At 67.6% G+C, this 12,958-nt stretch carries 15 protein-coding genes; 13 read left to right on the forward strand and 2 right to left on the reverse strand.

The genetic code is table 11. From position 1 onward, the window contains the following. Positions 1–341 precede the first annotated feature (341 nt). The 9 genes from dxr to MJ783_RS11980 all read left to right on the forward strand — a co-directional run bounded on the left by dxr (position 342) and on the right by MJ783_RS11980 (position 9,621). The gene (gene dxr / locus MJ783_RS11940) at positions 342–1,583 is read left to right on the forward strand and encodes a 1-deoxy-D-xylulose-5-phosphate reductoisomerase (protein ID WP_239310481.1); all 1,242 of its coding nucleotides are present in this window, start codon (positions 342–344) and stop codon (positions 1,581–1,583) included. A 54-nt stretch (positions 1,584–1,637) separates the two neighbouring features. Further along, positions 1,638–2,831, forward strand: coding sequence for an RIP metalloprotease (locus MJ783_RS11945; protein ID WP_239310482.1), 1,194 nt, complete (start codon positions 1,638–1,640; stop codon positions 2,829–2,831). Positions 2,832–3,296: 465 nt separating this feature from the next. Then, positions 3,297–4,451 (forward strand): flavodoxin-dependent (E)-4-hydroxy-3-methylbut-2-enyl-diphosphate synthase, encoded by a 1,155-nt coding sequence (ispG, locus tag MJ783_RS11950; RefSeq protein WP_239310483.1) that lies wholly within the window; start codon positions 3,297–3,299, stop codon positions 4,449–4,451. Positions 4,452–4,469: 18 nt separating this feature from the next. Next, positions 4,470–5,321 (forward strand): GNAT family N-acetyltransferase, encoded by an 852-nt coding sequence (locus MJ783_RS11955; RefSeq protein WP_239310484.1) that lies wholly within the window; start codon positions 4,470–4,472, stop codon positions 5,319–5,321. A gap of 145 nt (positions 5,322–5,466) precedes the next feature. Further along, positions 5,467–6,540: an ABC transporter substrate-binding protein gene (locus MJ783_RS11960; protein ID WP_239310485.1), complete on the forward strand. Its 1,074-nt coding sequence runs from the start codon at positions 5,467–5,469 to the stop codon at positions 6,538–6,540. Between the two features lie 37 nt (positions 6,541–6,577). Then, complete coding sequence (locus tag MJ783_RS11965) at positions 6,578–7,339, forward strand: ABC transporter ATP-binding protein (RefSeq protein ID WP_239310486.1); 762 nt, start codon at positions 6,578–6,580, stop codon at positions 7,337–7,339. Next, a complete protein-coding gene (locus MJ783_RS11970; protein ID WP_239310487.1) occupies positions 7,329–8,234 on the forward strand; it encodes an ABC transporter permease in 906 nt (301 codons plus the stop codon). The genes MJ783_RS11965 and MJ783_RS11970 overlap by 11 nt, the downstream gene beginning before the upstream one ends. A gap of 98 nt (positions 8,235–8,332) precedes the next feature. Then, positions 8,333–8,788, forward strand: coding sequence for an Rrf2 family transcriptional regulator (locus tag MJ783_RS11975; RefSeq protein ID WP_239310488.1), 456 nt, complete (start codon positions 8,333–8,335; stop codon positions 8,786–8,788). Beyond that, a complete protein-coding gene (locus tag MJ783_RS11980) occupies positions 8,785–9,621 on the forward strand; it encodes an HAD family hydrolase (protein WP_239310489.1) in 837 nt (278 codons plus the stop codon). The genes MJ783_RS11975 and MJ783_RS11980 overlap by 4 nt, the downstream gene beginning before the upstream one ends. Here the strand turns inward: MJ783_RS11980 and MJ783_RS11985 are convergent. Together MJ783_RS11985 and MJ783_RS11990 are read right to left on the reverse strand one after the other, a co-directional pair. Then, complete coding sequence (locus tag MJ783_RS11985; protein ID WP_239310490.1) at positions 9,607–10,083, reverse strand: DUF4439 domain-containing protein; 477 nt, start codon at positions 10,081–10,083, stop codon at positions 9,607–9,609. The genes MJ783_RS11980 and MJ783_RS11985 overlap by 15 nt on opposite strands. Before the next feature lie 5 nt (positions 10,084–10,088). Further along, entirely contained in the window at positions 10,089–10,604 is a 516-nt protein-coding gene (locus MJ783_RS11990) for a hypothetical protein (protein ID WP_370651606.1), read from the reverse strand. 96 nt (positions 10,605–10,700) lie between these two features. Here MJ783_RS11990 and rimP point away from each other — a divergent pair, with 96 nt between their 5' ends. The 4 genes from rimP to MJ783_RS23660 form a co-directional block, all read left to right on the forward strand. Then, positions 10,701–11,348, forward strand: coding sequence for a ribosome maturation factor RimP (gene rimP / locus MJ783_RS11995; RefSeq protein WP_239310492.1), 648 nt, complete (start codon positions 10,701–10,703; stop codon positions 11,346–11,348). Further along, complete coding sequence (gene nusA / locus MJ783_RS12000) at positions 11,345–12,433, forward strand: transcription termination factor NusA (protein ID WP_239310493.1); 1,089 nt, start codon at positions 11,345–11,347, stop codon at positions 12,431–12,433. Before rimP ends, nusA begins: the two co-directional genes overlap by 4 nt. 4 nt (positions 12,434–12,437) lie before the next feature. Then, the gene (locus MJ783_RS12005) at positions 12,438–12,785 is read left to right on the forward strand and encodes a YlxR family protein (RefSeq protein WP_255720292.1); all 348 of its coding nucleotides are present in this window, start codon (positions 12,438–12,440) and stop codon (positions 12,783–12,785) included. Positions 12,786–12,845: 60 nt separating this feature from the next. Continuing rightward, the coding region (locus MJ783_RS23660) for a translation initiation factor IF-2 N-terminal domain-containing protein (protein ID WP_370651607.1) at positions 12,846–12,958 on the forward strand (113 nt) is incomplete at its 3' end.

Raw genomic sequence — 12,958 nt, forward strand, 5'->3', positions numbered from 1 at the left:
TAGCACCGGCGCGTCCTCCAGCGCTACCGAAGCATCCCGCCAATAGTCCCTCCGCGAATCAACGGATACGGGGCCTCCCATTCCCCGAGAACATGTGATAACGGTGCGTATTTTCATGATGGCAGCGTGTCGGTGTATATGGGGGCGTGCCGCATACCTGCTCACGCGGAGTCATTGGTTTTTGGTGAATTTCGCCTATTCAGGTTGAGGTCGGCCTGACTATGGCAAAGAACACTTTATCGGTGACCACTGTCCTCTTTCCGGCGCGGGAGTCCTGCCCAGGCGGGGCCAGGTGTCGGGTGGCGAACACGTGTCGGCGTGGCGTCCGGGCGCCTGCGACAATGGTCGACGTGGTCGAGACGCCGCTGCCGCGCGAGGTTGTCCTGCTTGGTTCGACTGGTTCCATCGGAACCCAGGCCATTGATGTGGTGAAACGCAATCCCGACCGGTTCCGCGTCGTCGCGCTGACCGGCGGTGGGGCAAGGGTTGACCTGCTGGCTGCTCAGGCCCTTGAGCTGGGTGTCGAGGCGGTTGGCGTAGCCCGGGCCTCCGCAGCGCAGGATCTCCAGCTCGCCTTCTACGCGGAGGCCTCCCGGCGGGGCTTCCGTAAGGGCGAGTACGCCATCCCGAAGATCCTGACCGGGCCGGAAGGGGCCACGGAGATCGCCGCGTGGCCCGCCGACGTCGTCCTCAACGGCATCACCGGGTCGGTCGGCCTCGCGCCCACGCTCGCCGCGCTGCGGGCTGGCCGTACGGTGGCCCTTGCCAACAAGGAGTCACTGGTCGCCGGTGGCCCCCTGGTGCTGGATGCGCTGGACGGCGACCCCTCCCGGCTGGTCCCGGTGGATTCCGAGCATTCGGCGCTTGCCCAGTGCCTGCGGGGCGGCCGGGCCGAGGAGGTTCGTAAACTTGTCCTCACCGCCAGCGGGGGGCCCTTTCGGGGCCGTTCCCGCGCTGAACTGGGCCAGGTGACAACAGAGCAGGCGCTGGCGCACCCCACCTGGGACATGGGGCCGCTTGTTACGATCAACTCGGCCACCCTCATGAACAAGGGTCTCGAGCTGATCGAGGCGCATCTGTTCTTCGGGGTGCCCTATGACGACATCGACGTTGTCGTCCACCCGCAGTCGCTGGTGCACTCGATGGTCGAGTTCGTCGACGGGTCGACGTTGGCGCAGGTTTCCCCGCCGGACATGCGCCTGCCGATCGCCCTTGCCCTGGGATGGCCCGATCGGATACCCGATGCACAGGCCCCGATGGACTGGCGGCGCGCCCAGTCGTTGACCTTCGAGCCCGTGGACGCGGTCGCGTTTCCGGCGATCGATCTCGCCCGTGAGGCCGGGCGTCGTGGTGGGACGGCGCCCGCCGTTTTCAACGCCGCCAATGAGGAGGCCGTGGCGGCCTTCCTCGGGCACCGCCTGCCGTTCGTGCGCATTGTCGATGTTGTGGCCGAAGTGGTCACGGCGCATACGGTGGTGCAACATCCGAGCCTCAACGAGGTGTTGAGTACGGAGCAGGAGGCGCGTGAACAGGTGCGTGCCATCATCGATCAAGGAGTTGATCGAACAGTGATGCCTTCGTGACACTGAGGTACAACGCGAGATTCTCCAGCGCTGTGATCGGGGTGTGATCGCACCATGACCAACGCGATTGGTATCGTCGCGTTTGCCTTGGCCCTGATCGTCTCCATCGTTCTCCATGAAGCCGGCCACTTTGTGACGGCTCGTCACTACGGCATGAAGGCATCGAAGTTCTTCGTCGGGTTCGGCCCGACGCTGTGGTCCCGTACTCGGGGTGAGACCGAGTACGGGATCAAGGCGCTTCCGGCCGGGGGATTCGTCAAGATCGAAGGGATGACCCCACTCGAGGAGATTGATCCGGCTGACGCCGATCGGGCTTTCCACAGCCGGCCAGCACGCCAGCGGGCGGTGGTGTTGGCGGCGGGGTCGTTCATGCACTTCGTCATCGCCATTGTGCTGATCTACAGTGTGCTGCTGCTGCTCGGGACCATGCGTCCCAGCGATAACAAGGTCGGCCGGACGGTCTGCGTGCCAGTGAGTGGCCCGTGTGCCCCGCAGGCGTCGGTAGGGCCAGCCGAGCTGGCTGGTGTGCGCGTCGGCGATCGGGTCGTGAGCTTCGACGGGACGCCGATCCGGGACTGGGCGCAGTTCACCCGCCTCATTCGTGATCATGGTCCGGGGTTCGCGACCCTCGTTGTCGACCGGGGCGGTCAGATCCTCACACTACGGCCCGAGCTGGTCTCGGTCCGTCGTGACCGTCAGACCGGGCTGGCGGGCAATGATCAGGTCGGGGCAATCGGCATTGCGCAGGGCGTCGACGTTGTGCGTTACAACCCGATTTCGGCCATCCCGAGAACCGCGCGCATCCTCGGCGGTGGCGTCACCGGGATGTACGACACGTTGGTCCACCGGCTGGGTGACCTCACGAACCTCTTCGGCAAGGACCGGAACGCAAACGGTCTGGTCGGCGTGGTCGGCGCGGCACGGGCCGGCGGTGAACTGCTGTCGGCGCAGGACGTTTCCGTCGGCCAGCGGATAGGTGACTTCCTCGTGCTGGTGGCCGGGGTCAACCTGGCGGTCGGCCTGTTCAACCTGCTACCGCTGTTCCCGCTGGACGGCGGGCACCTGGCGGTTCTCGGCTTCGAGCAGGCGCGGCACGGGGCGCGCCGACTGACCGGTTACCGGGGGCCGGTGAAACGGGTCGACCTCGTGAAACTTCTGCCCGCGGCATACGCCATGGTTGCGTTCTTCGTTGTCCTGAGCTTGCTCATTCTGTCCGCCGACATTGTCAATCCGATCAGTTTCAACTAGGGCCTGTCTGATGGATCTTCGATCGCGCGGATCGATGCTCAGCAGGCGCCCCACCGCGTTGTCGTCGTCACCGGTAGAACACCACTATCGGCTCCTCCTCCGCCTTGCGGACCACCTGCTGGATCACCACCCGCATCGACCGATATCCATCGGACAGGCCTTGGCGCCTGTTGCGCCGGGCGGTTGCGTGCCCGCGCGACACGCGGACAGCGGGTCCCGTACGGCGAAGGAGGAGTTGGTGGCCAAAGAGCGTGCGATCATAATTTTTTTCGCGCGCCCGGTGGTTCCCAAGAGTCTCTGGTGGTTGAGGAGTATGTGATCATATTTTTGCGCCCGGCGGTGCCGAGGGCCTAGATGGTGGCCTGCTGTCAGCGACACCGCGTCCTCCGGCGTTGGCCAGTACCGCATGACCTTCCGTCCAGCTTCCATCCAGCTTCCGAGCATCGACACGCCAGTGAGGACATCGTGACAATAACTCTCGGCATGCCCGAAGCGCCGGCCATCCCGCTCGTCACCCGGCGTCGTAGCAAGCAGATCCAGGTCGGCAGCGTGCCGGTCGGTGGGGACGCGCCGGTCTCCGTCCAGTCCATGACCACGACGCTCACGTCCGACGTCAACTCCACGTTGCAGCAGATCGCGCAGCTGACCGCGGCCGGCTGCCAGATCGTGCGGGTGGCTGTCCCCAGCCAGGACGATGCCGACGCGCTGGCCGCCATCGCGAAGAAGTCGCCGATCCCGGTGATCGCGGACATCCACTTCCAGCCGAAGTACGTTTTCGCCGCGATCGATGCGGGTTGCGCGGCGGTCCGGGTCAACCCCGGCAACATCAAGACATTCGACGACAAGGTCGGGGAGATCGCTCGCGCCGCTTCCGCCGCGGCCACGCCTATCCGGATCGGCGTGAACGCGGGCTCGTTGGACAAGCGTCTGCTGGCCAAGTACGGCCGGGCGACCCCGGAGGCGCTGGTGGAGTCGGCGCTGTGGGAGTGCTCCCTGTTCGAGGAGCACGGTTTCACCGATATCAAGATTTCCGTCAAGCACCATGATCCAGTTGTGATGATCCAGGCGTACCGGTTGCTTGCGCAACGTTGTGACTACCCGTTGCATCTGGGGGTCACCGAGGCTGGGCCGGCCTTCCAGGGCACCATCAAGTCGGCGGTGGCCTTTGGCGCGTTGCTCGCGGAGGGCATCGGTGACACGCTGCGGGTGTCGCTGTCCGCGCCTCCCGTTGAGGAGGTCAAGGTCGGCATCGGGATCCTTGCGTCCCTGGGGCTGCGTCAGCGCAGCTTGGAGATTGTTTCGTGCCCGTCCTGCGGCCGGGCGCAGGTCGACGTCTACAAACTGGCGGAAGAGGTCACCGCCGGACTGGAGGGAATGACGGTGCCGCTTCGGGTCGCCGTCATGGGCTGCGTGGTGAACGGACCGGGTGAGGCCCGTGAGGCTGATCTCGGCGTGGCCTCGGGTAACGGCAAGGGTCAGATTTTTGTCCGGGGCAAGGTTGTCAAGACCGTTGCTGAGGCGCAGATCGTCGAGACTCTGATCGAGGAAGCCATGCGGCTGGCCGAGCAGATGGAGGCTGATGGGGCGGCATCCGGCGAGCCTTCGGTGTCGGTCGGGTAGTTCCCGGCGATTGTGATCATGGGCCTTCCGCTGCGCTCCGCTCCCACCCGTCTACTCGACGATCACGACCTGCCCGCGGTACGGGAGGTGCTCGCGCGTAACCCGGTCGCGGACGTCTTCGTCGCCTCCCGGGTGGAGACATGCGGGCTCGCCCCCTGGCGGTTGGGCGCGCAGATGTGGGGCCATGTGGTGGACGGCCGCTTGACCGCGGTGTGTTACTCAGGCGCGAACCTCTGGCCTGTCGCGGCGGGTCCGGCTTCGGCGAAGGCGTTTGCCGACCGGGCTCGCCGTCAGGGCCGTCGATGTTCCTCGATCGTCGGCGTGGCGGATGCGGTCCAGCTCATGTGGCGGTACCTGGAACCGGCCTGGGGACCAGCCCGTGAGGTCCGGGCGGACCAGCCACTGTTGGTGATCTCCGAATCCCCCGCGGTGGCTCCTGACCCCGCCGTGCGCCCTGTCCGTCCTGACGAGCTGGATCTCCTGCTGCCGGCGTGCGTGGCGATGTTCACCGAGGAGATCGGAGTGTCTCCGGTACTTGTCGACGGCGGGGCGCTCTACCGGGCCAGGGTCGCCGAGTTTGTCAGCCGGCGCCGTTCCTTTGCCCGCATCGAAGACGGACGGGTCGTGTTCAAGGCCGAGATCGGCGCGGTGGCTGGAGACGTCTGCCAGATTCAGGGCGTGTGGGTGGCTCCTGAGCTACGGGGCAGAGGGCTCGGGGCAGCAGGCACCGCGAGCGTGGTGGCGATCGCTCAGGCTACCCTCGCGCCCGTGGTCAGCCTCTATGTCAACGAGTTCAATCACGCTGCGCGCCGAGCTTATGAACGGATCGGTTTCCACCGGGTCGGGACCTTCGCGTCGATCCTGTTCTGAGCTGTCATCGGCGCCTTTTGACCTGCTCCTGGGTCTGGCGTGGTGGCCCTTCCTCTGGCATGCTCAGTTTTCCGACTAGTTCGATCGGTTTGCATGGCGTCGTGAGGCGCCCTTGCCGTGAGACAGCACATATGGGGGAAGACTGATGTCATCGAGGAGGCTGTGGCGTCGAATCACGCCACTGCTCGCGGCCGGCGCGCTGGCGTTGGCGGCAACGGCCTGCTCGAGTGGGGGGAACGACGCCAGCGTGGCGACAGCGAGCTCGGCTGCCGCTCCGACGGGAACGCTGCGGCTCGGTTACTTTCCGAACCTCACTCACGCAGCCGCTATCTACGGTCTTGATCAGGGAATCTTCGCCGCCAAGCTCGGCGCGGGAGTGAAGATTGAGACCTCGACGTTCAATTCGGGCACCCAGGAGGCCGAGGCGATCCTCTCCGGTGCGCTTGACGCTGGATACATCGGGCCCAATCCCGCGGTCAACACCTTCGTCAAATCCAAGGGCGCGGCGCTGCGCATCATCTCGGGTGCGACCTCCGGCGGGGCTGGCCTGGTGGTGAAGAGCGGCATCACCTCGGTCGACCAGCTGCGCGGTAAGGTCATCGCCAGCCCTGGTCTGGCCAACACCCAGGATGTGGCGCTGCGGTACTACCTCAAGCAGCACGGCCTGGCCACCGACAAGAACGGCGGCGGCGACGTCCAGATCCGCCCGCAGGATAACGCGGTGACGGTGGATGCCTTCAAGTCAGGCGCCATAGACGGGGCCTGGGTACCCGAGCCCGCCTTGTCCAGGATGGTCGCCGATGGCGGCAAACTGCTGGTGGACGAGGCCTCGCAGTGGCCTGACGGCAAGTTCGTCACCACCTTGCTGGTTGTGCGCACCGATTACGCGCAGAGCCACCCCGAGATCGTCAGGCGCTTGGTGGCGGCGAACGTCGCCTCGATCGACGCGCTGGGCGCGGACCCGGCCAAGGGCCAGCAGGTCACCAATCAAGGGCTGGCGAAACTTTCCGGCAAGCCGTTGGCGGATACCGTGATCGCGCCGGCATGGCAGCGGCTGACATTCACGCCCGACCCGGTCGCGTCATCGCTTGTCACTTCGGCCGATCATGCACAGGAGCTGGGCCTGACGACCAAGGCCAACCTGGACGGAATTTTCGATCTGACTACTCTGAATGCCCTGTTGAAAACGCAGGGCAAGGATTCGGTGGCGTCGAAGTAGAAGTAGATCCGGTTGGGTAACAGGGGGAGAAGATTCCGTGACCGCTGTCATTGACGCAAGCGCGGTACGGATCGACGGTGTGAGCCGGGCTTTCGGGTCCGGCCCACACCGCGTCCAGGCGCTTGACAATGTTTCCTTCAACGTCCGCCCGGGGGAGTTTGTCTGCCTGCTGGGCGCTTCCGGCTGCGGTAAGTCGACCCTGCTGGGCATTCTCGCCGGTATTGACCGACCCAGTTCCGGCGGCGTCGACGTCGGCGGGCGCAAGGTCGGTCTGATGTTCCAGGATTCGGCCTTGCTGCCCTGGCTCACCGCGGGGGGAAACATCGCCCTCCCGATGAAGATCCGGGGCGTTCCCCGGGCTGATCGCGCCAGCCGGGTCGAGGAGCTGCTGGCCATGGTTCGCCTTGCGGGTCTCGCGGACAAGCGTCCGCACGAACTTTCCGGCGGGATGCGCCAGCGGGTCAGCCTGGCCAGGGCGTTCGCCCAGGATGCCGACGTCTTGTGCATGGACGAGCCCTTCGGCGCGCTCGACGCGATGACGCGGGACCTGTTGCATGACGAGCTGGAGCGGATCTGGCGCGAGACCGGAGTCACCGTCCTGTTCGTCACCCATGACGTGCGGGAGGCAGTGCGGCTGGGGGACCGCATCGTGCTGCTGTCGAGCCGGCCGGGGCGGGTGGCCGAGATCTTCGACGTCGGGATCGACCGCCCCCGCCGTATTGACGCGCCGGAGGTCGCGGCGCTGGCCGTGACGATCACTGCTCGGCTGCGGGCGGAGGTGAGTCGCCATGGCCGCTGAGACGACCATCGAATCCGATGTGTTCCGTGTCTCCCGGAACGCATCCACCGACGTGGCCCTCGCTGGTCTGGACGCCCTTGACACCGGCCAGGCGCCCAGGCGCCCGCTCGCCTTGCGGATATGGTCGGCGACCTGGCCGAAGCTGGGAGCCGTCGCGATTTTCCTGTTGTTGTGGCAGGCCCTGGTCTGGAGCGGCTGGAAACCGTCCTACGTACTGCCCGGCCCGGATGAGGCGTTGCCGGAGCTCGGGCGCCGGGTCACAAGCGCCGACTTCTGGTCGGCATTCGCCCGCACCATGCAGCGTGCCTTCGTCGGGTATGCGTTGGCGGTCCTGATCGGCGCGGCGGTGGGGCTGGCCGTGTCCCGGTTCACGCTGCTGCGGAGCGCGGTCGGCTCGTTCATCACCGCGTTGCAGACCATGCCCTCGATCGTCTGGTTCCCGCTGGCGATCCTGCTGTTCAGGCTCACTGAATCAGCGATCCTCTTTGTTGTCGTGCTCGGTGCGGCACCGTCGGTCGCCAACGGTGTCATCAGTGGTATCGACTATGTTCCGCCGCTGCTGACCAGAGCCGGTCACACCATGGGCGCACGTGGCCTGAAGCTCTACCGGTTCGTGGTGGCACCGGCGGCGCTGCCGTCGGTGGTGGCTGGGCTGAAACAGGGCTGGGCGTTCGCCTGGCGGAGCCTGATGGCTGGTGAGCTGCTGGTCATCGTGCCCGGCCACCCGTCCATCGGCTCGGATCTGGAGAACAGCCGTCAGTTCCTGGAGGCGACCGGTGTGATCGCATCCATGCTGACAATCTTCATTATCGGAGTTCTGGTGGACGCCGCGTTCAACGCCGTGGACCGTCGGATGCGCGCCCGCCGGGGGCTCCTGCCCGAACAGTCACGCTGAGGCAGGGCAGGACCCGTCTCGGCAGCAGGGAGGAGGGGTGGCCCCGAGGGGCCCAGCTATGTGGAGCGCGCTAGGACTATGGCCGGCAAGATGGAGACATGCAGATCTCCGCACGAGCTGACTATGCCCTGCGCGCGTTGCTGACACTGGCAGCTTCCGACGGGGAGCTCGTGAAGGGCGAGAGCCTGGCGACCGCGCAGGACCTGCCGCTGCGGTTCCTGGAGAACATCCTCACCGATCTCCGCCGGAGCGGCTTGGTGGCGAGCAGGCGTGGCGCTGACGGTGGTTACCAGCTCTGTCGGCCAGCGGGTGAGATCACCATCGCGATGGTGATCCGAGCGACCGACGGCCCGCTGGCGAGCGTACGGGGCCGCCGGCCGGAGGACGCGGCGTACGAGGGCGCGGCCAAGCACCTCCAGGATGTGTGGATCGCGGTACGGGTCAGCCTGCGGCGGGTGCTGGAGGAGGTCACACTGGCCGATGTCGCCGGCGGGAACCTGCCGTCCATCGTCTGCGAACTCAGCCAGGACCAGGACGCCTGGGTCGCCCGGTGACCAACGGCGCTCGTCCGGTTTCATCGGTTCCGCTGGTTCCGCTGGTTCCGCTGGTTCCGCCGCCAGCGCCGGTGCCGGCTGTCGAGGCGGTGGTCTTCGACTGGGGCGGCACCCTGACCCCTTTTCACGACGCGGACCTGCTGGACCTGTGGCGGCTGGTCGCGCACGACCTCGCCCCGGGCCGCGTGCGGGAACTGACCCGGGCGCTGGCGGGCTCCGAACAGCAGTGGTGGGCAACAGCTGGCGGGTCGGGCCGCAGCGGGACGGTCACCGAGCTGCTCGCCGTGGCGTCGACGGCGGTCGGGCTTGACGTGGCCAGCGCCGTGCATCGGGTGGTTGGCCGGCATGACCTGTGCGCCTGGACGCCGCACACGGTGTGCGACCCGGACGCGCTGCTGCTGTTGCACCTTGTGCGTACCCGCGGGCTGCGGATCGGTTTGTTGACCAACACGCACTGGCCCCGCGCGTGGCACTCACGATGGCTTGCCCGGGACGGTCTGCTGGACCTGATCGACGCCCGGGTCTACACCAACGATCTGCCTTTCGCCAAGCCGCACCCGGATGCGTTCCGCGCCGTGCTCGCCTCGCTCGGCGTGCGCGACCCTCGGACGGCGGTGTTTGTCGGCGACCGTCCAGCGAGTGACATAGCCGGGGCCCGCGCGGTCGGGATGCGGACCGTGCTGCTGTCCGACGGCGCGGCTCCTCGGCCGGGGGAGCGAGGATCGCGCGGTGCGGCCGGGGCCGACGCGGTGATCGGGCGGCTCGGGCGGTTACTCGGTGTCCTGGACGGTTGGGCGGCCGGGCTCCACCGGCCGTTCTCACGCGCCGGGTAGCGCCCGGCTGGCCTGGGCCACCGGCTGGCCGGCCGCGACACGAGCCTGCTGGCCGCGCACGGCCATCCCCGTCAGCGCATCGGTCACCAGCGCGCGCATCTCACCGGTCAGCTCGCCGATCGCGTCGTATGCCGCGGCCGACGAGCGGTCCTCGATGCCGGCCAGCAGCAGTAGCACTCCGGCCAGGTCACCGGATAGCGCAGGCAGCTGGTAGGCGGCCTGGGCCGGTGGCGCGGTGCCGCCCCGGTCGAGGATCTCGGCCACCAGCCGGTCGCGCAGCTCTCGATGGGCGGCGAACGCGTTCTCGGCGAGGACGCGGGTCGATTCCGCGGCTGACCGTAGTGGAGCCAGCTCACCGCCGGCCGCGGCGGCGGCATACACGGCGGCGTGCTCAACGGCAAGCAGGTTCGACAGCGTCTGTACCGTGTCAGGGGCGGGTGGGCGCTGCCGCGGGGCCGGCATCAGGCTCAGCCGACCAGCGGGGCGAGCAGCTCGCCATGGGCGGTCTCGGCCGCGCGGATGCTGGCCAGCAGCGGTGCCAGACTCGCCGACGCGGCCAGGCACTGCGCACGCAGGGAAGCCGCGGCGCCACGCTCCAGCTTCAGCAGCGCCGCCATGGTTGCCGGCGCGGACGTGGCCACGTCAGGCGTGCTCGCAACGGTGACAGCCGGTGACGGCCCATCGGGTGCGGCCGTCGTGGCCGCCAGCAGGCGGCTGACATGCTCGGCGTGGTGAGCCCGTACCACACGCAGCGTGGCCGCGACTGACGGATACGCAAGAATAGCTCGATCGTACGCGACGAGCAGCCCCTGTTCCGACTCGACCGCGGACCGGCGCAGCGCGTCGTCCGCGGTGGTCGTCACCGGGGTGGTGGCGGGCTCCCGAGGCGATCGTGTCCAGCTGCATCCGGCCAGGGCTGCGGCCGCCGTCATGGGCAGCACGCCGAGCAGGGCGCGCCTAGAGCATCCATGGCCGGGAATCATCGGGCTCACGGACCAGCAGCTTGACACAGAGCTCCGGATGCCCCGGATGAGGCTCGGGCCGTGACCGACGTAGGCTGAGGATCTCGAGAGGATGTCATGCCGACGCGTGGCGAAGGAGAGGAGCGGGTCGACGTGGGCGACGCCGTGGCCGCAACCAATGCCGGTGGCGGGCGGGGCCGGTCGCGCGGCGCGGACGCCGCGGACCGGGGCCGGGCCAGCAGGGCTGGCCGGGCCGAGCTGCTCCAGCTGCTTGCGCCAGAGCTGGCGACCCACGGGTTTGACCTGGAGGACGTCGTCATCACCCGGGCGGGCTCCCGCAGCGTGCTGCGGGTGGTGGTGGATCGTGACGAGGGTATCGATCTGGACGCGGTCGCCGTGGCCAGCCGGCTTGTCTCCGCTGCCCTCGACGCGGTCGATGGCGACGGACCCGTGTCTGGTCCGTATGTGCTCGAGGTGAGCTCGCCAGGGGTGGACCGCCCGCTGATCGCGGCCCGGCACTGGCGCCGGGCCCGGGGACGGCTGGTTTCGGTGCGCACCCGGGACGGCAGGCAGCTGCTCGGCCGAGTACGCACCAGCGGGCCCGAATCGGTTGATCTCACGATGGATGACCACAATGGGCCAGCCGGCGCGGTGACGCGAATATCCTTCGCGGATGTCGTCCGGGCCGAGGTACAGGTGGAGTTCCGTACGACCGGCGAGGATCCTGCGACCGGGGTGGACGCGGAGGGGGAGGGGGAACGATGAAACTCGATGTAGCGGCACTGCGCGGGATCGAACGGGAGAAGGACATCTCCTTCGACACGCTGGTGGAGGCGATCGAGACCGCGTTGCTGACGGCCTACCGGCACACCGGCGGCGCGGCGCAGGACGCCCGTGTGGTCGTCGACCGGACGTCGGGGTATGTCGCGGTCTACGCCCGGGAGACCTCCGTGGACGGGATGACCCGTGAATGGGAGGACACACCCGACGATTTTGGCCGGATCGCGACGATGACGGCCAAGCAGGTAATCATGCAACGGCTGCGCGAGGCGCAGCAGGAAATCACCTACGGGCAATATGCCGACCGCGAGCATGACGTCGTCTCCGGGGTCGTGCAACATCACGAACAGCGGGCCGGTTCCAAGGTCGTCCTGGTGGACCTCGGCACTGTCGAGGGTGTGCTCCCGCCGGCCGAACAGGTCCCCGGCGAGCGGTTCGAACACGGTGACCGCGTCAAGTGCTATGTCGTCAGTGTCGTCCGCGGGGCGCACGGTCTCACCGTGACACTGTCGCGAACCCATCCGGAACTGGTCAAAGGCCTGTTCCGGCTGGAGGTCCCGGAGGTGGCGGACGGCACGGTGGAGATCGCCGCGATCGCGCGGGAAGCGGGGCACCGCAGTAAGATCGCCGTTCGGTCGACCGTCGCTGGAGTGAACCCGAAGGGCGCCTGTATCGGTCCGATGGGCAGCCGGGTGCGCGCCGTCATGGCCGAACTGTGCGGCGAGAAGATCGATATCGTCGACTGGTCCGCCGAACCGGCTGTCTTCGTGGGTAACGCGCTGTCGCCGGCGCGGGTCGCTCGCGTCGACGTCACCGACGAGGCGGCTCGCTCGGCCCGGGTGGTCGTGCCGGATTACCAGCTTTCCCTCGCCATCGGCCGGGAAGGGCAGAATGCCCGGCTGGCCGCCCGGCTGACCGGTTGGCGCATTGACATCCATTCGGATACGGAAGGCAGCGGTGGCCCGGCGTCGAAAGAAGGTCCTGAATCGGTGCCCCGGCGGGTCACGACGCCGCCCGCGGCCCGGAGGTCGCCAGCTGCTGGCAACCACTCCGCGGGCGCAACGGGATAGACTGATGGCGGCGCGCCGTGCGGAGCCGCTTCGCACCTGCGTAGGGTGCCGTACCCGGGCGGTGCGGAGCGACTTGGTGCGTATGGTGGTAGTTGGTGGTGAGCTCGTACCCGATGTTCACCGTCGAATGCCAGGGCGGGGGGCACACCTGCATCCCGACCTGGCCTGCCTCGATCTCGCGGAGCGCCGCAGGGCGTTCCCGCGAGCGCTGCGCGTTCCAGGGCCACTTGGGCTTGGGCGTGTCAGGGGCCACCTGGTCAAGCAGTTCACGGAAGATTGGACGACATCACCTGATGTCGACATGGAAGCAGGTCGAGACAGCGATGACCGCGCGATGAGCACGCAGCCATGATCACGACCAGCAGGTAACGAGGGTCACGCGGGCGGACCGCGGGCCGAAAGAAGGAGCACCGTGGTAGGAAAGGCCCGCGTACACGAGCTCGCCAAGGAGCTTGGAGTCGACAGCAAGACCGTGCTCGCCAAACTAAAGGATCTTGGTGAGTTCGTGAAGTCGGCTTCGTCCAC

The sequence above is a fragment of the Protofrankia sp. Cj3 genome, from assembly GCF_917627355.1.
In the GTDB taxonomy this organism is placed as follows: domain Bacteria; phylum Actinomycetota; class Actinomycetes; order Frankiales; family Frankiaceae; genus Protofrankia.

Coding starts and splice junctions, on each gene's coding strand:
- MJ783_RS11970 (WP_239310487.1), top strand. CDS start 7,329: ATGGCCGCTGAGACGACCATCGAATCCGATGTGTTCCGTGTCTCCCGG.
- MJ783_RS11975 (WP_239310488.1), top strand. CDS start 8,333: ATGCAGATCTCCGCACGAGCTGACTATGCCCTGCGCGCGTTGCTGACA.
- rimP (WP_239310492.1), top strand. CDS start 10,701: ATGCCGACGCGTGGCGAAGGAGAGGAGCGGGTCGACGTGGGCGACGCC.
- nusA (WP_239310493.1), top strand. CDS start 11,345: ATGAAACTCGATGTAGCGGCACTGCGCGGGATCGAACGGGAGAAGGAC.
- MJ783_RS11990 (WP_370651606.1), bottom strand. CDS start 10,604: ATGATTCCCGGCCATGGATGCTCTAGGCGCGCCCTGCTCGGCGTGCTG.
- MJ783_RS12005 (WP_255720292.1), top strand. CDS start 12,438: ATGGCGGCGCGCCGTGCGGAGCCGCTTCGCACCTGCGTAGGGTGCCGT.
- MJ783_RS11955 (WP_239310484.1), top strand. CDS start 4,470: ATGGGCCTTCCGCTGCGCTCCGCTCCCACCCGTCTACTCGACGATCAC.
- MJ783_RS11945 (WP_239310482.1), top strand. CDS start 1,638: ATGACCAACGCGATTGGTATCGTCGCGTTTGCCTTGGCCCTGATCGTC.
- MJ783_RS11960 (WP_239310485.1), top strand. CDS start 5,467: ATGTCATCGAGGAGGCTGTGGCGTCGAATCACGCCACTGCTCGCGGCC.
- MJ783_RS11985 (WP_239310490.1), bottom strand. CDS start 10,083: ATGCCGGCCCCGCGGCAGCGCCCACCCGCCCCTGACACGGTACAGACG.
- dxr (WP_239310481.1), top strand. CDS start 342: ATGGTCGACGTGGTCGAGACGCCGCTGCCGCGCGAGGTTGTCCTGCTT.